This window comes from Arcobacter acticola, assembly GCF_013177675.1.
Lineage (GTDB): Bacteria > Campylobacterota > Campylobacteria > Campylobacterales > Arcobacteraceae > Aliarcobacter > Aliarcobacter acticola.
Genome location: NZ_CP042652.1, coordinates 1,440,013 through 1,460,469, shown reverse-complemented (window position 1 = coordinate 1,460,469; position 20,457 = coordinate 1,440,013). Strand labels below are relative to the sequence as shown.

The 20,457-nt window shown below is 27.6% G+C and carries 19 protein-coding genes; 13 read left to right on the top strand and 6 right to left on the bottom strand.

Annotated features, from left to right (window positions below):
* Positions 1 to 2 precede the first annotated feature (2 nt).
* Entirely contained in the window at positions 3 to 986 is a 984-nt protein-coding gene (gene trpD, locus AACT_RS07445) for an anthranilate phosphoribosyltransferase (RefSeq protein ID WP_172126200.1), read from the bottom strand.
* A gap of 1 nt (position 987) precedes the next feature.
* A complete protein-coding gene (locus tag AACT_RS07440) occupies positions 988 to 1,236 on the bottom strand; it encodes a S4 domain-containing protein (RefSeq protein ID WP_172126199.1) in 249 nt (82 codons plus the stop codon).
* Positions 1,237 to 1,303: 67 nt separating this feature from the next.
* On the opposite strand from AACT_RS07440, the gene AACT_RS07435 reads away from it, so the two are divergent.
* The 9 genes from AACT_RS07435 to AACT_RS07395 all read left to right on the top strand — a co-directional run bounded on the left by AACT_RS07435 (position 1,304) and on the right by AACT_RS07395 (position 10,636).
* On the top strand, positions 1,304 to 2,545 hold the full coding sequence (locus AACT_RS07435; RefSeq protein ID WP_172126198.1) for an argininosuccinate synthase: 1,242 nt from the start codon (positions 1,304 to 1,306) through the stop codon (positions 2,543 to 2,545).
* A gap of 158 nt (positions 2,546 to 2,703) precedes the next feature.
* Complete coding sequence (locus tag AACT_RS07430) at positions 2,704 to 3,306, top strand: M20/M25/M40 family metallo-hydrolase (protein ID WP_228720553.1); 603 nt, start codon at positions 2,704 to 2,706, stop codon at positions 3,304 to 3,306.
* A gap of 41 nt (positions 3,307 to 3,347) precedes the next feature.
* A complete protein-coding gene (locus AACT_RS07425; RefSeq protein WP_172124435.1) occupies positions 3,348 to 3,953 on the top strand; it encodes an ISAs1 family transposase in 606 nt (201 codons plus the stop codon).
* 64 nt (positions 3,954 to 4,017) lie between these two features.
* Positions 4,018 to 4,521 (top strand): hypothetical protein, encoded by a 504-nt coding sequence (locus AACT_RS07420; protein WP_172124437.1) that lies wholly within the window; start codon positions 4,018 to 4,020, stop codon positions 4,519 to 4,521.
* Between the two features lie 4 nt (positions 4,522 to 4,525).
* Positions 4,526 to 5,068: a peptidase dimerization domain-containing protein gene (locus AACT_RS07415; protein ID WP_228720552.1), complete on the top strand. Its 543-nt coding sequence runs from the start codon at positions 4,526 to 4,528 to the stop codon at positions 5,066 to 5,068.
* Between the two features lie 11 nt (positions 5,069 to 5,079).
* Positions 5,080 to 6,009 carry an ATP-grasp domain-containing protein gene (locus tag AACT_RS07410; protein WP_172126197.1) on the top strand — a complete coding sequence of 310 codons (930 nt, stop codon included), beginning with the start codon at positions 5,080 to 5,082 and terminating at the stop codon, positions 6,007 to 6,009.
* The gene (locus AACT_RS07405; RefSeq protein WP_172126196.1) at positions 6,006 to 7,502 is read left to right on the top strand and encodes a helix-hairpin-helix domain-containing protein; all 1,497 of its coding nucleotides are present in this window, start codon (positions 6,006 to 6,008) and stop codon (positions 7,500 to 7,502) included. Before AACT_RS07410 ends, AACT_RS07405 begins: the two co-directional genes overlap by 4 nt.
* A gap of 4 nt (positions 7,503 to 7,506) precedes the next feature.
* Positions 7,507 to 10,092, top strand: coding sequence for a M14 family zinc carboxypeptidase (locus tag AACT_RS07400; RefSeq protein ID WP_172126195.1), 2,586 nt, complete (start codon positions 7,507 to 7,509; stop codon positions 10,090 to 10,092).
* A 43-nt stretch (positions 10,093 to 10,135) separates the two neighbouring features.
* Entirely contained in the window at positions 10,136 to 10,636 is a 501-nt protein-coding gene (locus tag AACT_RS07395) for a gamma carbonic anhydrase family protein (RefSeq protein WP_172126194.1), read from the top strand.
* A gap of 35 nt (positions 10,637 to 10,671) precedes the next feature.
* Here AACT_RS07395 and AACT_RS07390 read toward each other — a convergent pair whose 3' ends face one another.
* From AACT_RS07390 to recR, 4 genes are read right to left on the bottom strand one after another with little or no spacing between them, the layout of a single operon-like run.
* Positions 10,672 to 11,598 (bottom strand): dUTP diphosphatase, encoded by a 927-nt coding sequence (locus tag AACT_RS07390; RefSeq protein ID WP_172126193.1) that lies wholly within the window; start codon positions 11,596 to 11,598, stop codon positions 10,672 to 10,674.
* A gap of 9 nt (positions 11,599 to 11,607) precedes the next feature.
* On the bottom strand, positions 11,608 to 13,095 hold the full coding sequence (locus tag AACT_RS07385; RefSeq protein WP_172126192.1) for a PAS domain-containing sensor histidine kinase: 1,488 nt from the start codon (positions 13,093 to 13,095) through the stop codon (positions 11,608 to 11,610).
* A gap of 5 nt (positions 13,096 to 13,100) precedes the next feature.
* Positions 13,101 to 13,280, bottom strand: a complete 180-nt coding sequence (locus AACT_RS07380) for a uracil-DNA glycosylase (RefSeq protein ID WP_172126191.1) — start codon at positions 13,278 to 13,280, stop codon at positions 13,101 to 13,103.
* Positions 13,281 to 13,294: 14 nt separating this feature from the next.
* A complete protein-coding gene (gene recR, locus AACT_RS07375) occupies positions 13,295 to 13,867 on the bottom strand; it encodes a recombination mediator RecR (protein WP_172126190.1) in 573 nt (190 codons plus the stop codon).
* Positions 13,868 to 13,951: 84 nt separating this feature from the next.
* On the opposite strand from recR, the gene dnaJ reads away from it, so the two are divergent.
* The 4 genes from dnaJ (at position 13,952) to trpB (ending at position 20,445) form a co-directional block, all read left to right on the top strand.
* Positions 13,952 to 15,076, top strand: a complete 1,125-nt coding sequence (gene dnaJ / locus AACT_RS07370; protein WP_172126189.1) for a molecular chaperone DnaJ — start codon at positions 13,952 to 13,954, stop codon at positions 15,074 to 15,076.
* Positions 15,077 to 15,097: 21 nt separating this feature from the next.
* Positions 15,098 to 15,676: a hypothetical protein gene (locus tag AACT_RS07365; RefSeq protein WP_172126188.1), complete on the top strand. Its 579-nt coding sequence runs from the start codon at positions 15,098 to 15,100 to the stop codon at positions 15,674 to 15,676.
* Positions 15,677 to 15,713: 37 nt separating this feature from the next.
* Positions 15,714 to 19,151 (top strand): transporter substrate-binding domain-containing protein, encoded by a 3,438-nt coding sequence (locus AACT_RS07360; RefSeq protein WP_172126187.1) that lies wholly within the window; start codon positions 15,714 to 15,716, stop codon positions 19,149 to 19,151.
* A gap of 76 nt (positions 19,152 to 19,227) precedes the next feature.
* Positions 19,228 to 20,445 carry a tryptophan synthase subunit beta gene (gene trpB, locus AACT_RS07355; RefSeq protein ID WP_172126186.1) on the top strand — a complete coding sequence of 406 codons (1,218 nt, stop codon included), beginning with the start codon at positions 19,228 to 19,230 and terminating at the stop codon, positions 20,443 to 20,445.
* The last annotated feature ends 12 nt before the right edge of the window (positions 20,446 to 20,457 follow it).

Sequence of the window (20,457 nt, the reverse complement as noted above, 5' to 3'; positions counted from 1 at the left end):
TCCTAACTTAACTGATTTGATACTTTGATAATTTGAGCTAGTTTATCTTTAGCAGCTCCACTAATAATAGCTTCTTTTGCCATATCAATACCATCTTTAAAATCTCTTGCTTTTTCATCTACGATTAAAGCTGCAGCTGCATTTAATAAAACTATGTTTAATTTTGCACCAATAAGTTTTTTTGATAATAAATCACTAGTTAGTTTTGCATTAAACTTTGCATCACCACCTATAATTTCACTTTTATCACTTAATTGCATACCATAATCTTCAGGATTTATTTCGAAGTCTTCAATTTTACCATTGTATATACTACTTGCATATGTTATATCTGAAATTGAGATTTCATCCATTCCATCATTTGAAGATACAATCATAGATCTTTTTGTATCTAACATATCTAAAGCATATGCTAGTTTATTTATATATGATTTATCAAATACTCCTATTAACTGTTTTGATACAGTTGCTGGATTTGATAAAGGTCCCAAAATATTAAATATTGTTCTATGTGGTATTGATTTTCTAATAGGCATAATATGTTTCATGCATGGATGATGATTTTGTGCAAACATAAAAGTAAATCCAGTTTCTTCTAGCATTTTTGCACTATTTTCTAAACTAAGGTTTAAATTAACTCCTATAGCTTCTAGCATATCAGCACTTCCACTTTTACTAGTAATACTTCTATTTCCATGTTTTGCAACATAAGAACCGCATGCAGCAAGTAATATTGAAACAGTACTTGAAACATTAAAAGAGTTTGATTTATCTCCTCCTGTTCCACAATTGTCAATTAGTTTTTCTTTTAAATCATAATGAACAGGTAAAGGTATCATATGATCTCTCATAGCGCTAGCAGCACCTGCTATTTCAGCTGCTGTTTCACCTCTTTCATATAACTCAATCAAATACTCTTTTACTTCTTCAGCAGATAATCTATTTTCAAAAATATCATCAAATTTAAGTTTTGCTGCGTTGAACATTTTAGTCTATCCTTTGTACATATTCATCTATTTTTGATTTGGGTGTTGATTTTGTTGTTGGAATTTGTAATACCTTGAACTTATCACTTCTTTCAAGATATTTAATTTCTATAATATCTCCAACTTTAACCTCTTTTGCTTTTTTAACAGCTAAGTCATTTATAAAAACAACTTTGTGTTCTAGCATATCTTCTGCAACTGCTCTTCGTTTTGTAATATTAACGGCATTTAAAAATTTATCTATTCTCATAAAGAAAATTATAGCAAAACTTTGATAAAATGATGCCTTAAAAATAACGTAAGCATAGGATATATTTATGAGTAAAAAAGATGTTAAAAAAGTAGTTTTAGCTTATAGTGGTGGTTTAGATACTTCTATTATTTTAAAATGGCTTCAAGATGAATACAAAGCAGAAGTTATTACTTTTACGGCTGATTTAGGTCAAGGGGAAGAAGTTGAACCAGCTAGAGTTAAAGCAATAGCTTGTGGAATTAAACCAGAAAATGTTTTTATTTTAGACATTAAAGAAGAGTTTGTAAAAGATTATGTTTTCCCTATGTTTAGAGCAAATGCTATTTATGAAGGTGAATATTTATTAGGAACTTCAATTGCACGTCCTTTAATTGCAAAAAAACTTATTGATATTGCAAATGAAACAGGTGCAGATGCTGTATCTCATGGTGCAACTGGAAAAGGTAATGACCAAGTTAGATTTGAAATTGGTGCACTAGCACTTAGACCTGATATTAAAGTTATCGCTCCTTGGAGAGAATGGGAATTAAACTCAAGAGAAAGTTTACTTGAATATGCAAGAAAACATGGTATTGAAATTGCTCAAAAACACCTTGATAAAGATGGTAATCCTGCAATTAGCCCTTATTCTATGGATGCAAATTTATTACATATTTCTTATGAAGGTTTACATTTAGAAAACCCATCTAATGAGCCTGAAGAATCAATGTGGTTATGGACTACACCTCCTGAATTAGCACCTGATGAAGCTGAGTATTTAACATTAACATATAAAAATGGAGATCCAATTGCATTAAATGGTGAGCAAATGTCACCTGCAACTTTACTTGAAAAATTAAATCAATATGGAAATAAACACGGTATTGGAAGAGTTGATATTGTTGAAAATAGATATGTTGGAATGAAAGCTAGAGGTTGTTACGAAACTCCAGGTGGAACTATTATGTTAAAAGCTCATAGAGCAATTGAGTCTATTTGTTTAGATAGAGAAGCTGCACACTTAAAAGATGAGTTAATGCCAAAATATGCTAAATTAATCTACCAAGGTTATTGGTTCTCACCTGAAAGAGAAATGTTACAAGCTGCTATTGACGCAACTCAAAAAAATGTTGAGGGTGATGTAAGAGTTAAACTTTACAAGGGTAATGTTATGGTTGTGGGAAGAGAATCAGTTAACTCTTTATATGATGATGCATATTCAACTTTTGAAAAAGATGAAGTTTATAATCAAAAAGATGCAGAAGGATTTATTAGATTAAATGCTTTAAGATTTATCATCGCTGGTAAAAACCCAAATAGAAAATAATTTATTAAGGTGGATTTCCACCTTAATTTTCACTCACTTAATAAAAAAACTCTTTTTCTCTCAACTTGTAATTTAATTGTAATTGTTTCTTAATTGTAATTGTTTCTTAATTGTAATCTTTAATAATTAGAATTCTTCACTTTATAATTGGATTATTCATGGATTATTTAAAAGATTTAGAAAAAATCATAAATATCAACTCTTATACTAAAAATAAAAATGGTGTAGATGAAGTGGGTATTATAATGACAAATTGGTTGAGAGAATTAGGTTTTTCTCTATTAACATACAAAAGAGAGAATATAGGTAATCATCTACTTTTTTCTACACCTACAAAAACTGGAAAAAAAATACTATTTTTAGGCCACAATGATACTGTTTTCCCACCTAATAGTTTTGAAGGCTTTAGCCAAGATGAGACTTGGGTTTATGGACCTGGTGCTTGTGATATGAAAGGTGGAAATATTGTAGCTTTACAAGCTCTTAGAAATATTTTTGAACAAAATGGCGAAATCTTTAATATTGATTTTTTACTTGTATCAGATGAAGAAACTGGAAGTGATGACTCAAAAGAAATCACAAAATCAATTGCAAATAACTATGATTATTGTTTTGTTTTTGAAGCAGCAGGTGAAAAATATGAAGTTGTAACACAAAGAAAAGGTGTTGGAACTTTTAATATATCAATTGAAGGATTAGCAAGCCATGCTGGTAATCACTACTCAAATATCCTCATCCACCAAAAACTCTTAATTAAGTAAATAGATAAAATCAGCTATAATAAGCATAAAAAAGAGATATTATGGCAAATAGATTTAGAGAGAAATTAGCAGAGAAAAGATCTAAAAAAGGTTATAAGGAAATAGCTTCTAAAAATAGATTATTGCAACTATTAGGTGAGATACCAGATCATAGAAAAGGTCAAGGTAAACTTCATAAATTGGAACATATTTTGTTTTTGTCAGTTATTGCACAATTAATGGGAGCAGTTAATTATAAAGAGATATGGGTATGGATTACAAAGCATATTCAAGATGATAAAATTAAAAAACTTTTAGGTGTAGAGTTTATAAAAACACCAGGAAGAAGTGCTATTGCAGAGATTTTAGCTGAAGTTAATTATCTAGAGTTAGAAAAAGTTTTTAGAATATGGATAAATGAATTGGTTGATACTTCTAATTTACCACAATTAGCTGTTGATGGTAAAGTTATGAATGGTAGTAGTGTAAATGCAAAACAATCAACACAAGTACTAAATGCAGTATTAGCAAATAGTGGAATAATATTAGCTCATAAAAAAATTGTAGAAAAATCAAATGAAGTACCCGCATTAAGAGAACTTATTGATGAATTAGATGATAGCTTTATATATACCTTTGATGCTATGAATAGTAAAAAAAACACTTGATAAAATTGAAAAGACAAATGATAATAAGTATTATTCTAAATTAAAAGGAAATCAAAAAAAGCTTTTGCAAAAAGCTATTAAAATATCCGATACACAAATACCTACAGATATCTATATATCTTCGTTAAAACAAGAAAGTAAATATCTTGTTCAAAGAAAAGTGTCTACTTTTACAAATGATAGTTGCTTTTACCATAATGGAATGACACATATAAAAACTATAATTAAAATTGATAAAACAATATACTCAAATAATAAAAAAACAGGTGAGATAAAAGAAATAGTAACAACATCATTTGCAATTGCAAACTTTAAAAATAGTGCAGAATTTTTCCATAATCTTCAACTCAATCATTGGAAAGTGGAGACAATGCACTTTTATAAAGATAAATCACTTTATGAAGATTTACATACTGCAAATATAAATCCAATGACTATGACAATATTAAGAAGCTTTGTTATAAATATTCTACACCTAAATAAAGTTAAATCTATCAAAAATCAGTTATTAGAAAACAGATGGGATTTAGATACTACTTTAGGATTATTATTAAAAATTTGTTTTTAGTGGATTGGAGTACTACTCAAAAGGTATTGATGCCAATTTAGAAGCTTCTTATAAACTACAAGAATTAGTAAAACTCACAAATTTAGAACTACAAACCACTGTAAATGTTGGAAAAATAACAGGTGGAATTGGTGCTAATACTATCTCTCCAAAATGTGAACTTTTATTAGAGCTTAGATATACCTCAAATAATGAAAAAAATCGTGTTTTAAACTCTATAGAACAAATTGTAAATAAATCTTACGTAAATGGTACAAAATCAACTTTAAGTGGTGGTATTCAAAGAGATGTAATGGAAGAAAATAAAAATCAATTAGAGTTTATTAGTTTACTTGAAAATATTACAAATACAAAAATTTTAACAGAAAAAAGAGGTGGCGTTAGTGATGCAAACATAATTGCTAGTTGTGGAGTAATAACACTTGATGGTTTTGGGCCTTTTGGTGATGGAGATCATACAGTAAAAGAGAGAGCCTTAAAAAGTAGTTTTAAATCAAGAATAGAGCTAATGACAAAAATCTTAAATCATTTTCAAACAAATTTATAAAAGGGGACAAAGTGGCAAAAAGAAATATTGGTATGTGGTTATATCAAAATAGTGGTGGAGAACAAATCCAAAAGAAAATGATTAAATTGTTAAAAGATAGAGAAATTGATGTTCTTGCAAATGTAAATTTAAAAAATGCTATTGCGAAAAATGGCCATATTATTTATGAGATGAAAGACAAAAAAGTAAAACTTGATAAATTAGATCTATTTTTTTCTTATAATGCAGGAGAACAAACTCCTTATCAAGTCTATTTATACAAAGCCTTAAATAGAATAATTCCAATGATAAACTCTTATGAAGCATTTGAGTTAAGTGAAGACAAATTTCATACCTCATTTTATTTACGAAAACATGGAATAAGAACAGCTGATTATAAACTTTGTCATAGTGATGATGCCCATAGATTAAATACTATCATGAAAAAATGGGAGAAAATGGTTTACAAACCAACTGATGGTTGGGGAGGAATGGGAGTTACAAAAATAGACAGTGTTGAAGCTTTAAATATGTTAATTCCTTTTTTAAGTCAAATAAATCTTAAATATTTTTATGTGGAAAAATATGTTGATTATGATAATACAGATTATAGAGTAGATATTGTAGATGGACAATTTGTTGCTTGTTATGGAAGAAAAGCAGCAACTGGTCATTGGAAAACAAATGTTACTAGTGGTGGAAGTGTATTTTTAAGAGAAGCAAATGATGAAATTGTTGATTTAGCAATAAAAGCTACTAAAACTTTAGGATTAGATATTGCCGGTGTTGATATTATTTTTGATAGAAAGAAAGAGAAATATATAGTTTTAGAAGTAAATGGAATTCCAGCTTTTGCAACACCTGAACAAGAAAAAATGGGATTAAATTTTAACGATAAAAAAATTGATTTAATAGTTGATTTAATAGATAGAAAAACTACAAAAGAAGGGGGAAGTAAATGAAAAAGTTACCAAAGATAGGGTTTTTATATTTAGATTATGTATTACAATTTTTCAATAAATCAAATTTCAAAGGCTGGCCTAATAAAATAGAATCTGTTACATATCATTGGAAAAATGATAAAAAAAGATTTGTAGAAGAGGTAAAAAGAAAGAAAATTGAAGTTTTAATTGGAAATATCCCAGCAACTGCCTATGAAACTTTTGTAGAAATTGCAAAAGAGTTACCAAATGTTCGATTTGTTCCATCTATTGAAACACAATTTTCAAATAAATCAAAGGAAAATGTAACCCTATTTTGTAAAAAATATGATTTATCAATTCCTAAAACAAAAATTTTTTATAACAAAGAAAAAGGTTATAAATACTTAAAAGAAAAAGCTTCTTATCCTCAAATTATCAAAAGATCTTATGGACCATCAAATTATGGTGGGTATTTTGTACATAAAGCTGATAATTTTAAAGAAGCAAAAAAACTTCTTGATGAGAAAAAATATAATCCAATTTATACTCAAAACGCAATTGATTTAAAAGACTCAGGAGATATTAGAGTAATGCTTATTGGTCATAAACCAATTTGTGCCTTTTGGAGATATTCAGGTAAAAATCAATGGATTACAAACACTTCACAAGGTGGTTCAATGTCTTATGAAAATGTTCCTATGAATGCACTTGAACTTGCTGTTAAAGCTTCAAAAGCTGCAAAAGCTGAATATTGGGCTTGTGATATTGCAATTTGTGCAAAAACTGGAAAAGCTTATATTTTAGAGTGTGCAACTGCCTTTGCAGCATTTCCATATATTAGAGATTGGATTTGTCAATATTTAATGTGGGATTTTTCAAATGGAAAATTTCCTAAACCTCATATTCCCCTATTCTCTTGGGAAGAGTTAGGAAAAATTGATTCAAATTTATTAAGAACTTTAAGACATATTGGGTTTGGTAAATATACTGCTAGTTATGATGGAGAATATTTTATTAAAGATAAAAAAGATTTATATGAAATGGAATTAGCACTTTTATCAAAGGAATCTGATGTTCCACAAAAGATTGATGAATGTTTTGAAGATGAGACAAATAAAACTCTAATAAAAGAAAAAATCTTTGAAATTAATAAGATAAATTTTAACACATCAACATTAACTGATTTAATGACTCTTTATGGAATGGAAGAGGATTTAGCTTTACAAATACAAGAGTACCTACAAGATAATATTATCACTGATAGTTCTGATTTATTAGAACTAGAAGCTATAGATGAACAAATGCTTAAATCTTGGGATAGAAATATTGATGATATGAGAGTAGATATAAATAGAATTGATAAAGAAAACTTGAGAAAAATAAAAGGAATTGGTAAGAAATTAGCAAAAACAATTTCTGATTATAGAGAAGAGAATGGTTATTTTAAAAATATAGAGGATTTAAAAAATATTGATGGAATTGGTAAAAATAAATTTGCTCAATTAAAATCTAGATTAAAAATAGGAGAATAAGTTCTTGAAAAGATTATATAGGTCATATAGTGAATCAACAAATATTTTCAAAGAATTGGAAGCTAAATATCCTAATTATTTCAAAATTGAATCAATTGGTAATACTTGGGAAAATAGAGAGATAAATTTAATTACAATTTCAAAAGATATTAAAACAGCCGATTCAAAACCAGCACTATTTTATACAGGAACTATTCATGCAAGAGAGTGGATTGGACATGAATTAGCTATTGAATTTGCAACATATGTATTAAAAAATCTTGAAACAGACCCTACTTTACAAACTTACTTAAATGAAAGTACAGTTTATATGGTTCCTTGTGCTAATCCTGATGGTTATGAATACTCAAGAAAACATTTTTCTTTTTGGAGAAAAAATAGAAGACAAAATGCTGATGGAACTTATGGAGTTGATTTAAATAGAAATTTTCCCATAGGTTTTGTAAAATCAACTGCCACAAGTTCAAATGTTTATGGAGGACCTGAACCATTTTCCGAACCTGAAACCCAAGCTCTTAGGGATTTTATTTTAAGTCATTCTAATATTACAATAGCTTTAGATTACCATAGTCAAGGAAATGTATTTTTTCCGGCTCATGATTTTAGACATGAAGACACTATTGATACAACTGATATGAATACCTTATGTGCAAATATGGCAGAAGAAATTAGGAAAATATCAGGTAGAGAGTATGGAATACATCAAGGGAAACCACCTGCTAAACTAATTTCAGGAAGTGGAAGAGAATTTTATTACTCAAGTGGAATTATCTCATCTGTTGTTGAAGTTGGAACTAGAAATATAAGTGATTATATGGAAGATATGAACGAGAATATAAGAGAACATATTCCAGCACTTATTTATGCTCTAAAAGAGGTTGATAATTACGCTAAAGACAATATTATGAAAAGGGTTAATTCTTTTAATGCAACGGAAATCGGCTCAAGCCACGTAAATCTAAAATGGGATTATGAAGTAAATGAAAATATATATTTTGAAATTTTCAGAAGTACAAAAGATAAGCAGTTTTGTAATAGTTCAAATCTAATCTCAAAAACTCATAGTTTAGAATTTAATGATATTAATCTAAGCTCAAATAGATATTATTACTATAACATAAGAGCAGTAAATAAAAAAACAAACCAAAAATCACCCTTTTATCCACAAATGAAAATCCGTACTTTAGTAGAATACGATGAATATAGCAGAACATACTATGCAAATGCAAAAGGAACTGGATATGTGGCTGAAAATCTAAATAACAATCCTAGTCACTTTGGAGTAAATTCTTTATTTGTAGGAGTTGATGAAAATAAAGGAATTTCATATGCGGTTATTTCTATTAATGTAAAATCACTTCCAACAAATGCTTTAATAAAATTAGCTTCAATTAATTTATATCCAATAAACAGAGTTTCAACAACTATTGAAAAATATGGTGAATGGAATATAGGACTTGTGAACCAAGAGACAATGGGAGATATAACAAACTTTGATGATGTAAATAGTATGGAAATTATAAGATATGTAGGACACCCTACTGAATCTCACCAATTAACTCAAGGAATTTGGAGAGCATGGAGTTTATCTGGTTTGGAATGTATAGATTTAAAGAAATCAATCAAAAATGATACTATTGTTTTAAGAGTTGAAGGTCCGAAAGAGTTAACAATTGGAAGAACAAAACAAATGATGCAATGGGATATTGGTTATGGCTTATTTGGTTTTGGATTAGCTTATCGACCAAGATTAGAATTAACCTATACAATAGAACCAACAGTAACAACACTTTATGCAAAATCAATTAATACAGTAAGTAAAAATGAAGTTTTAAATGATGTAATTACAGCTGGCTTTGATGAAAATGGAAATAAAATATATTCAACTTTTCAGTTTAATCTATCTAGTCTTCCTCCTTACAATGAAACGATGATTACAAAAGCCTATTTTGAGTTAAACTCTACAAAAATTTATATAAAAGATGATATTAGGTTTCATTTAGAATTTGTAGATGAAAAAATTAATAAGAATTTTGAAGATATTACTAATAGAGAAATAATTCAAAATATTGGTTATGATGTTAGTGCAACAGAGTTAAAAAACAATCAAACCCAATATTTTATGTTTGATTCTTTTTCTAAAATAATTTTAAATGAAAAACTAAAAAGTAAATCTGATATTTCATTTGTATTAAAAGCAACCTCTGCATTAAAAGCAATAAAAAATAAAACTGTGTCATGGGAAGTTTCAAATAACTCTTTATGTCCAAAACTTATCCTTGAACATATTCCAAAAAGAAGATTTCCAGTTGAAAAAGTCACAAATGCAAAATTATCTCTTGAAAATGGAAAAATAAAAATCTCTTGGACAAATCCTAAAAATTCAGATTTTGTAGGAGCGAAAGTTATAAAAAATCCATTTAGAAAACCCCTATCTGCTCAAGATGGACAAAAACTTTATGCAGGAGCTGATGAGTACACTTTAGATGATTTTGGTGCAACAGATATAAATAAGTATTATGCAATATTTACCTATGATAATGTACCAAATTATTCAGAACCTATAATTTTAGAATATATTCCAAAATAAAAAATCCTTTGCTATAATAAATAAAAAGCTAAGGAGAGAGGCTGTGATTTTAAAATTTAAAGAGTTTTACCCGAATATTCACACAAGTGCTTGGATTGCACCAAGTGCTGATTTAATTGGAAATATACAAATAGGCGAAGACTCATCGGTTTGGTTCCAATGCGTTATAAGAGCCGATGTAAATAAAGTTATAATTGGTAAAAACTCAAATATACAAGATTTATCAATGATTCATACAGACCACAACACACAAACAATAATTGGTGATAATGTAACAATAGGTCATAAAGTTATGCTTCATGGATGTAAAATAGAAGATAATTGCCTAATAGGAATGAGTGCTACCATTTTAGATAATGCAGTTATTGGTGAAGGAAGTATCGTTGGAGCCAACTCATTAGTTACATCAGGAAAAGTATTTCCGCCAAGATCTTTAATTATGGGAAGTCCTGCAAAAGTAGTAAAAGAGTTAAGCCAAGAAGAAGTAGATAAACTAATTGCTCATGCTGCTCATTATGTTGAGTATAAAAACGATTATAGATAAAATCTTTGACTAAGAAATAATAGGTTTAAAACCTATTATTTACATTTAGAATATTCTTCTTTTAATTTTGAATATAAATCATCAAAACCTACATCATCCATATTTTCTAATAAACTAACCATTATAACATTGTCTTCATTTCCATTCCAAACTTTTATGTAAGATCCTTCTTTATAACCATTATCTTGTCTAAATTGATTTAAACAGTTTTTACCGATATATAATTTTTGTAACCACATAAAAGATAAACCAGAGATTTTACAACATCTAAAAAATTGGTCGATAAATCTTTCGATTCCACTAAATGAAGGCATATTTCCAGTATCAATAGCAAGTGAAATATATGATAATTTTTCAGCTTCTTTTACCATAAGTTTTACATCTACTTCTTGGAATATTTCATAAATACAGTGTGTATTTACTAAAGATACTGCTTTTGGTACATTTGTTTCTTGTAAAATATAAGACATTAAGAAGTGCCAAATATCTACTAATTCCACATGAATATTATTCATATCAGGAGCTGAATTTATATTTTTCCAGTGTTTCCATGGAGTTGATTCTATTAACTCTGCAACTTCCATATGTATACATCTAAGCCAGTTTATCTCTTTACCAAATTTATTTAAACCTAGTTCCCAGTTCTTTCCATTTGTAGAGTCATTTAATTTCTTTTGTAATAAAAACATCTCTTCTAATTTATGAGGAAATGACGAAACTTCTTCTAAAAGAGAAGCCAAAGGTAAACACTCTTCAATCACATTATCCAAAGTCGAGTTCATAGGCAAAGACTCTTTTTCACCTTTTAAAAGATGTAAAATCAATGAAACCATATAAGGAACTTCATTTCTTTCTTCCCAATTTAAAACATCATTAGATGTAACTCCTGCATAATGCATAAAATCTTCTATACTTAAAAAGCCTAATGACTTTATACTCTCTTTAAAATCTTTATATAACAACTTAAACTCCTATTTTAATGGTAATTGAACAACAAACTTAGCACCTTTTGGTGTATTGTATGCATTTATTTTTCCTAAACTGTGTTGTTCCACAATCGCTTTACACATATACAATCCTAATCCTGTTCCATTTTTATTACTTTTTGTTGAGAAATACGCTTCAAAAATCTTACTAAGAACATTTTCTTTTATTCCTCCTGCATTATCTTCAAACTCTATATACAAATAATCCTCTTTTTCATAAGTATGAATATCTATAACTCTATTTTCAATATTTTTTTCTATCATTGCATCACAAGAATTTTTCGCTAAATTTATAAATACTTGAACCATTTCATTTAGATGAATTTGTATTTCTGAAGTGGATTCATTTTTATAATTTATTTGCACTGAATTTATTTTGAATAAATATGATAAAAAATCCAATGATTTGTTTATAACATTTTCAATATAAACTTCTTCTTTTTTCTTATTAGGTTTGAAATAATCTCTAAAATCATCAATAGTTTTTGACATATAATCCAACTGCAAAGAGACTTGTTTTACAACATCATCAAGCATATCATCTGAAAGTTCACCTTTTATCATTTTGAGTAAAGGCAACTTTTGAATTAATATAGATACGGCTTGTAAAGGCTGTCTCCATTGATGAGCAATCATAGAAATCATTTCACCTAAAGCTGCTGATTTTGATTGTTCTATTAATAAATTTTGTTGATTTATTAACTCTTTTTGTGATGAAATATCTTCTCGTATAGCATCATAGCTAATAATAACTCCATTATTATCAAAGTTTGGATGAATAGTGGTTTTTACCCAATAAAAAGTCCCATCTTTTTTAAGATTTTTTATTTCACCTTGCCACATATTTCCTGATTTTATAGTTTTCCATAAATCTTCAAATAACTCTTTTGGCATATCTTGATGTCTTATAACATTATGGGATTTACCTATTAATTCATAAGCTTCATATCCTGATATTTTACAAAAAGCACTTGATACACTTGTAATTATGCCTTGAAGGTTTGTTCTTGACATAATCACATATCTATCAACAATATCAATGGACTTAGTTAATGCATTTTCAACTTGTTCAACTGATTTTGAATATATATCTAAAATTGTTAAAAAAACTTTTTGGAAATAAAAATTTATCTCTTGAAATAACTCCAAAGATTGATTTTGGTTTTTAAAAGCAAAATCAACTAAAGCATCTTTAAAAGCTATAAAAAGGACAAATAACTCATTTACGCCTAGGTTTTGTTTTTTTAAATATTTTAAAAAATCAATAACAACTGCGCTATTTTGAGTTTTTTCATCATTTTTAATTGTTTTAATGTAGTGTTCTAAAAAGCCAAAAGAGTATCTTTTGATAAATAATTCTTCATTTATTGAATAGTTGTCAATTAATTCTTTAATTTTTGAAGAATTAATCCAAGTTCTAATAATAGTTATTTTATTTTTTTCTATTATTTCAATAAATTCTTTTAGCTGCATATATCCTACTCTTTATTATGTTTTAAAGTGAAAAAATGACAATCAGCACCACTTGATCTTTTTACAGTAATTGAAGGAATCAACTGTGATTTAAAACCATAAGCTTTACAACCATGAGGTTTCCCCCTCTCCCAAGTAACAAAATAATAAACACACTTTTGACAAACTATTCTTTTTTCTTCCATCTTCTTACTTATATTTATATTTCAACTTTACTTTGTATAGCTTTTGATAGTGATAAGATATCTACATTTTCCAAACTCACCCCTGTTGGAACACCTTGGGCAATTTTTGTAAACTTAATATTAAAGTCTTTTAATTTATCTTCAATATATAAAATAAATGCATCATTTGCAATTGAAGGTGTAATTGCAAATAAGATATTTTCAACTTCATTATTATCTATAAATTTATGCAAAGAATCTATAAGATCTTGGTCAAGTTCTTCTATTACAAAGTACTTTCCATCAAATTGTTTTGAATCTTCAATAACAAAAATATCTTTTGCACTTTGAACAATACATAATTTTGTATTATCCCTTGATTCATCCAAACAAAATTCGCAAATCTCATGTTCACTCATAGAACCACATCTTGAGCATTTAGTGATGTTTTTTAAGGCATTCTCTATACTATGAGCTATTTTGATTCCGCAATAGTTATCGTTCATAACAATATGATAAGCAAGTCTAAGAGCTGATTTTTTTCCAATAGTAGGCAATGATTCAAACGCTTCAACAAGTTCGTAAAATTTTTCTAATCCTTTATTCATTCGTGGATTATATCTAAGATTTATCAATTTTTAGATAAAATCGCGTCTTACATAAATTCAATTATTTTTTAAGGGGATATAAAATTGACTGAGATAGATTATTATGAATTACTAGAAGTTAGTAAAGGTTCAGATAAAAGTACAATCAAAAAAGCTTATAGACAAATGGCTATGAAGTATCATCCTGATAAAAACCCAGGTGATAAAGAAGCTGAAGAAAGATTTAAAGCTATAAATGAAGCTTATCAAGTACTAAGTGATGATGAAAAAAAATCTATTTATGATAGATATGGGAAAGCTGGTCTTGAAGGACATGGGCAAAGAGGTGGTGGATTTTCAGGTGGATTTGACGACTTAGGTTCTGTTTTTGAAGAGATGTTTGGAAGTGCTTTTGGTGGTGGTTCACGTGGAAGAAGACAAAGAAAATCATATAACTATAACCTTGATGTTACTATTGAAGTTAAACTAGCTTTCAATGAAGCTGTATTTGGATGTAATAAAGAGATTAAATACAAATACAAAACTGCTTGTAAGTCTTGTAAGGGAACAGGTGCAAAGGATGGGAAACTAGCTACTTGTACAACTTGTAATGGACAAGGTCAAGTTCATGCAAGACAAGGATTTATGACTTTTGCTCAAACATGTCCTAAGTGTGGTGGATCTGGTCAAAGTGCTGCTGATTCTTGTAAAACATGTAAGGGAACTGGATATGATGAAGTTAGTGATAGCTTTAAAGTTGATATTCCAGAAGGTGTTAATGATGGAATGAGGATTAGAGTTTCAAACAAAGGAAATATTGCACCTGATGGAAGTCGTGGTGATTTATATTTACAAGTATCAGTAAAAGAAGATGCTCACTTTGTAAGACATGATGATGATATCTATTATGAAGCTCCTATATTCTTCACTCAAGTTGCACTTGGAGGAAAAATTACAATTCCAGGACTTAGAGGTAAATTAGAACTTGTGATTCCACAAGGAGCAAAAGACAAACAACAATTTACTTTTAAAGGTGAAGGTGTTAAATCTGTTCAAGGATATGGAAAAGGAAGTTTAATTGTACAAATTAAGATAGAATATCCAAAAACATTAAATGACGAACAAACTCAATTATTAGAAAAACTTCAAGAAAGTTTTGGAATAGAGAGTAAACCACATGAAAAGAACTTTGAAAATATGTTTGACAAAGTTAAAAAATGGTTTTCATAATACAAAAAAATAGGAACTAAAATGGAATTAAAGTATGTGGGATTAAAACCTGTTATTAGTGAGCATGGTATATCTTTTAAGGACGGGAAAGAAGATAAATATGTTTATTTATCTTTTGCCATTGATATTTTAATTGCTTTAGATCATAACTATGTACACAATATAAAATACTCTCATACTGTAAATCAACAAAGATTAGCTTCTAATGAGATTTTAGAAATACTTCTAAAATCTCATCCAAACTTAGAAAACACAATGGATGAAGAAATAGGTGCTTATATCATTCATCTAGATAAAAAAGAAGAAGATATAAATAATCAAACCCATTTAAGTGAAATAGAAAAACAAACTTATATAGCAAATTTAAAAATCATGAGAGATTATTTAATTCAACGTGCTAAAAATAAAATATTTTATGAACATTGTATAGACACAATTGCACAAAGTATAATACACCATAAAATCAAAGAGTTAGACACTCCTTTTAATGAAAAATTTTGGCATATTTTACAAACTATTGAAGGAAAACTTTCTCTACATAAAGTTAGTTCAAATTTAAAAGTTGAAGGCTTAAAAGCTACTCTTATAATCAATTGTTAAGATAAGCTTAAGAAAGTATAATCTTTTTTAGACTATAATGACTTATAGAATAAAAATATGTGAAAAAGGCTTTGAAGTGTATAAATATCTTTTATTACTTTTATTATTATGTAATACACTTTTTGCAAATATCTTAATAAACCTAACAAATGAAGAAAAAGAATTCATAAAAAACAATCCTGTTATAAATGTAGGCGCAGAAACAAACTGGCCTCCTTTTGATTATGTTGAAAATGGTAAATATAAAGGAATAGCAAAAGATTATTTAGAAATCATTGAGAAAAAAACTGGATTGAAATTCAATTATATTTATGGATATAAATGGAATGATTTATTACAAATGGCATTTAACAAAAAAATAGATTTACTACCTATTTTATCAAAAACACCCAATAGAGAAAAAAATCTAATTTTTACATCAAATAGCTATACAACTATTAGAGATTATTTTTACAGTATAAATAAAACTTACAAAACATTAAATGATTTAAATGACAAATCCATTGTTATAGAAAAAGGTTATATATACGAAGATTTTATAAAAAATAACTATCCAAAAGTTAAAATTATTATAGTTAATAACTCTTTAGAAGCTATTGATTTAGTAATTACTAGAAAAGCCGAAGGATTAATTTCTAATGTTCCTTTAATTGAATATATAACAAAAAAAAATAACATAAGTACACTATCACCAACTTTTGTAGTAAATACAGAAAACAATTTGTATATGGCATTTAGAAATGATTATCCTATTTTAAAAAGTATCGTAGACAAAGCTTTAGATAACATTGATCAATTAGAAAAAAATGAAATATCTTCGAAATGGATTGATAGCTATAGAACAGTAAATGAATTTACTCCAAAAGAAAAAGAGTTTATAGAAAATCACAAAACATTAATTGTTGCAAATGAAATAGGCTGGGTTCCTTATGATTATTTTGAAAATGAAACAGCTAAAGGTTATGTAGTAGATTATGTAAAACTTATTCTTTCAAAAACTGGTATGGATCCAATATTTGTTAGTGATAATTGGAGTAACTTATTAGAAAAATTTTCTAATAATGAGATCGATATATTTCCTGCTATTGGATTTAATGAAGAAAGAGAAAAAAAATTTAACTACACCCAATCATATATAAATCAAGAGTTATCAATAATTACAAAAAAAAGTAAATTTGATTTAATAAATATTGATGATTTGGCAGGGAAAAAACTTGCCATGGTAAAAAACTGGAACTCAACTAAAAGATTAAAAGAAAACTATCCAAAAATAGATATTATTGAATTTGAAACATTAGATGAAGTTTTTGAAAGTGTTGAGAAGAATACAAGTGATGCAACAATACAAAATACATTGATTGCAAATTACTATATAAATAAATCATATTTTAACTCATTAAAAATATTAACTAAAGTAAATATTAAAAATTTTGATACTAAATTATATATGGGTGTTAGTAAAGATTTAGAAGTGCTTCCTGAGATTTTAAATAAAGCAATAAATAAGGTTTCACTAATAGAACTTGAAACACTAGATAAAAAATGGTTCAATTCTGAAAAAAGCGTTGTTTTTTCTAAAGAAGAACAAGATTTCATAAATAATAAAACTGTAAATATAGCCTTTACTAGTAATTGGTCTCCTATAAGTTTTACTGAAAAAGATAAAAGTTATGGACTAGGTTACGATTTTTGGAAATATATTGTAGATAAAGCAGATTTAAAAACAAAAATAATTGTTAAAGAAAACTTTGCTGACGGCTTAAATAGTATTGAAAATAAAACAAGTGATATTATTGTAGCTACATCAAAAACAAAAGACAGAGAAAAATATGCAATATTTTCAGATACATACTATAAAGCTCCGATTGGAATAGCGACCCTTCAAGATAAAAATTACATTCCTGATGCTTCTTATCTTGTGGGTAAAAAAGTAGGTGTTGGTAAAAATTACACTGCGTATAAACTATTAGAAAAAGCATTCCCTAATATAGATTTTGTTTTTGTGAATAATATAGAAGAAGGTTTATCACTTTTATCAAATAACAAGATTTATGCACTTGTAGATAACTTACCTGTTTTAACATACAATATTCAAAAATATGCATATAGTAATATTAAGATTTCTGGAACTACTGGAATTGATCTTGATTTACAAGTAATGATACGAGATGATTACAAAGTTTTACAATCTATAATAAATAAAGTTCTTGAAACTATGGATCCAAATGATAAAAATCTAATCTATAATAAATGGCTTAAACTTGAGTATTCTCAAACTTTTGATTTTTCTATATTATGGAAATATTTTTTGCCATTGATTTTGATTATTTTTATAATACTTTATAAAAATAGACAACTTTTAAATTATCAAAGAAAATTAAAAAGTACCAAAGATGAGCTGGAAAATACACTTAAAACATTTAGAAGTCTAGTAAATCTAACCATTGAAGGAATCATAATAGTAAGTGATGATAAAATCATCTATCATAATAATGAGTTTTTAAAAATATTTGATATAAATGAAAAGAAACTTTTAAATAACTCTTTTTATGACTTATTCGATATAAATAATATTATCTCTATTAGGGATATAATCAAAAACAAAGATTCTCAAACCTATGAAATAATTGGATTGAAAGATTTTAAAGTAAAATTTCCAATTCTTATAAAATCAAAAAAAGTAATATTTGAAAATAAATTATCAATAATTTTATCTATAATAGATATGAGTGAAATAAAGAATAAAGAAAATTTATTAATTCAACAATCAAAAATGGCAAGTCTTGGAGAAATGATAGGCAATATCGCTCACCAATGGAGGCAACCCTTAAGTTTAATATCAACTGCAGCCTCTGGAATGAAAATACAAAAAGAGTTTAATCAACTTGATGATGAAACATTTAACAGTACACTTAATAGTATTACAAATACTACAATGTTTCTTTCTCAAACTATTGATGATTTCCAAAATTATCTAAAAGAAGATAAAGATAAAAAAGAGTTTGATGTAAATAGTAGTATAAATAAAATACTAACTATTATAAAAAGTTCATTTATAAATCATTCTATAAATGTAATATTAGATTTAGAAAAAGATTTATTTATAAATAATTATGAGAATGAATTAAATCAAGCATTACTTAATATCTTAAATAATGCAAAAGATGCCTTAGTAGAGACAAACAAAGAGAATAGATTTATTCATATCAAATCTTATAAAACTAATAAAGAAATTATTATTGAAATAATTGATAATGCAGGTGGAGTAAAAGAAGAAATCATAGATAAGATATTTGAACCCTACTTTACCACAAAACATAAAAGCCAAGGTACAGGACTTGGTTTATATATGACTCACAAAATTATAACTTCAAGTATGAATGGTGATATTAAAATCACAAATACAAAACATACTTTTAATGATAAAACTTTTGATAAATGCGCACTTGTTAAAATAACTTTTCCACTTTCATAACATATTAAAAATCTATTGATTATAATGCTTAATAATTTTGAACTACAATATATTATTTTAAACAAGGAAGCAATTTATGACAAACTCTTATTTAGAATCTCATCCAGATATTAATGGATATTTTGGAAAATTTGGAGGTTCTTTTATTCCTCCTATTTTAGAAAAACCTTTTGTTGATATTACAAAAGCCTATCTTGAATTAAAAAACTCTCCTAAATTTATTGAAGAGTTAAAATATGTTAGAAAACATTATCAAGGACGACCTACTCCTATTTCATATGCTAAGAATCTTACAGAGTTTTGTGGTGGTGCAAAAATTTATCTAAAAAGAGAAGATTTAAATCATACAGGCGCTCATAAATTAAATCACTGTATGGCTGAAGTTATTCTTGCTAAATATCTAGGAAAGAAAAAAGTTATAGCTGAAACTGGAGCTGGACAACATGGAGTTGCACTTGCAACTGCTGCTGCTTACTTTGGATTAGAGTGTGAAATTCACATGGGTGAAGTTGATATAAAAAAAGAGCATCCAAATGTTGTAAGAATGAAAATTCTAGGAGCAAAAGTAGTTCCTGCAACTCATGGTCTTAAAACACTAAAAGAAGCTGTTGATTCAGCTTTTGAAGCTTATTTAGCTGACACTAAAAATTCTATTTATTGTATTGGTTCTGTTGTTGGTCCTCATCCATTTCCTATGATGGTAAGAGATTTTCAAAGTATAATTGGACTTGAAGCAAGGGAGCAGTTTTTAGAACATGAAAATAAGCTTCCTGATGTAGTAACTGCATGTGTGGGAGGTGGAAGTAACGCTATGGGAATATTTGCAGGTTTTATTGATGATAAGCAAGTTGAGCTTTATGGAGTTGAACCTATGGGGAAAGGTGATAAAATTGGTGAACATTCTGCATCTTTAACATATGGAGAAGAAGGAATTATGCATGGCTTTAATTCTATTATGTTAAAAGATGATAAAGGTGAACCAGCACCCGTGCATTCAATTGGAAGTGGAATTGATTATCCAAGCGTTGGACCTGAACATGCATTTTTAAAAGAGAGTGGTAGAACAAAAGTTGGACTTTGTAATGATAATGAAGCTGTTGATGCTTTTTATAAGCTATCACAATTAGAAGGTATAATTCCTGCTTTAGAATCAGCCCATGCAGTTGCTTTTGCTATAAAATTAGCAAGAACCCTTCCAAAAGATAAAACAATCTTAGTTAACCTAAGTGGTCGTGGGGATAAGGATATTGATTTTGTAATAGAAAACTACCCTATTCCTAACGCTAAATTCTAAAAAAAGAGATTT

Excerpts from the sequence above, each read along its gene's own strand:
- recR (WP_172126190.1), bottom strand. The coding sequence starts at position 13,867 with ATGAATAAAGGATTAGAAAAATTTTACGAACTTGTTGAAGCGTTTGAA.
- AACT_RS07360 (WP_172126187.1), top strand. The coding sequence starts at position 15,714 with ATGACTTATAGAATAAAAATATGTGAAAAAGGCTTTGAAGTGTATAAA.
- AACT_RS07430 (WP_228720553.1), top strand. The coding sequence starts at position 2,704 with ATGGATTATTTAAAAGATTTAGAAAAAATCATAAATATCAACTCTTAT.
- AACT_RS07405 (WP_172126196.1), top strand. The coding sequence starts at position 6,006 with ATGAAAAAGTTACCAAAGATAGGGTTTTTATATTTAGATTATGTATTA.
- AACT_RS07385 (WP_172126192.1), bottom strand. The coding sequence starts at position 13,095 with ATGCAGCTAAAAGAATTTATTGAAATAATAGAAAAAAATAAAATAACT.
- trpB (WP_172126186.1), top strand. The coding sequence starts at position 19,228 with ATGACAAACTCTTATTTAGAATCTCATCCAGATATTAATGGATATTTT.
- AACT_RS07440 (WP_172126199.1), bottom strand. The coding sequence starts at position 1,236 with ATGAGAATAGATAAATTTTTAAATGCCGTTAATATTACAAAACGAAGA.
- AACT_RS07425 (WP_172124435.1), top strand. The coding sequence starts at position 3,348 with ATGGCAAATAGATTTAGAGAGAAATTAGCAGAGAAAAGATCTAAAAAA.
- AACT_RS07435 (WP_172126198.1), top strand. The coding sequence starts at position 1,304 with ATGAGTAAAAAAGATGTTAAAAAAGTAGTTTTAGCTTATAGTGGTGGT.
- AACT_RS07365 (WP_172126188.1), top strand. The coding sequence starts at position 15,098 with ATGGAATTAAAGTATGTGGGATTAAAACCTGTTATTAGTGAGCATGGT.
- trpD (WP_172126200.1), bottom strand. The coding sequence starts at position 986 with ATGTTCAACGCAGCAAAACTTAAATTTGATGATATTTTTGAAAATAGA.
- AACT_RS07380 (WP_172126191.1), bottom strand. The coding sequence starts at position 13,280 with ATGGAAGAAAAAAGAATAGTTTGTCAAAAGTGTGTTTATTATTTTGTT.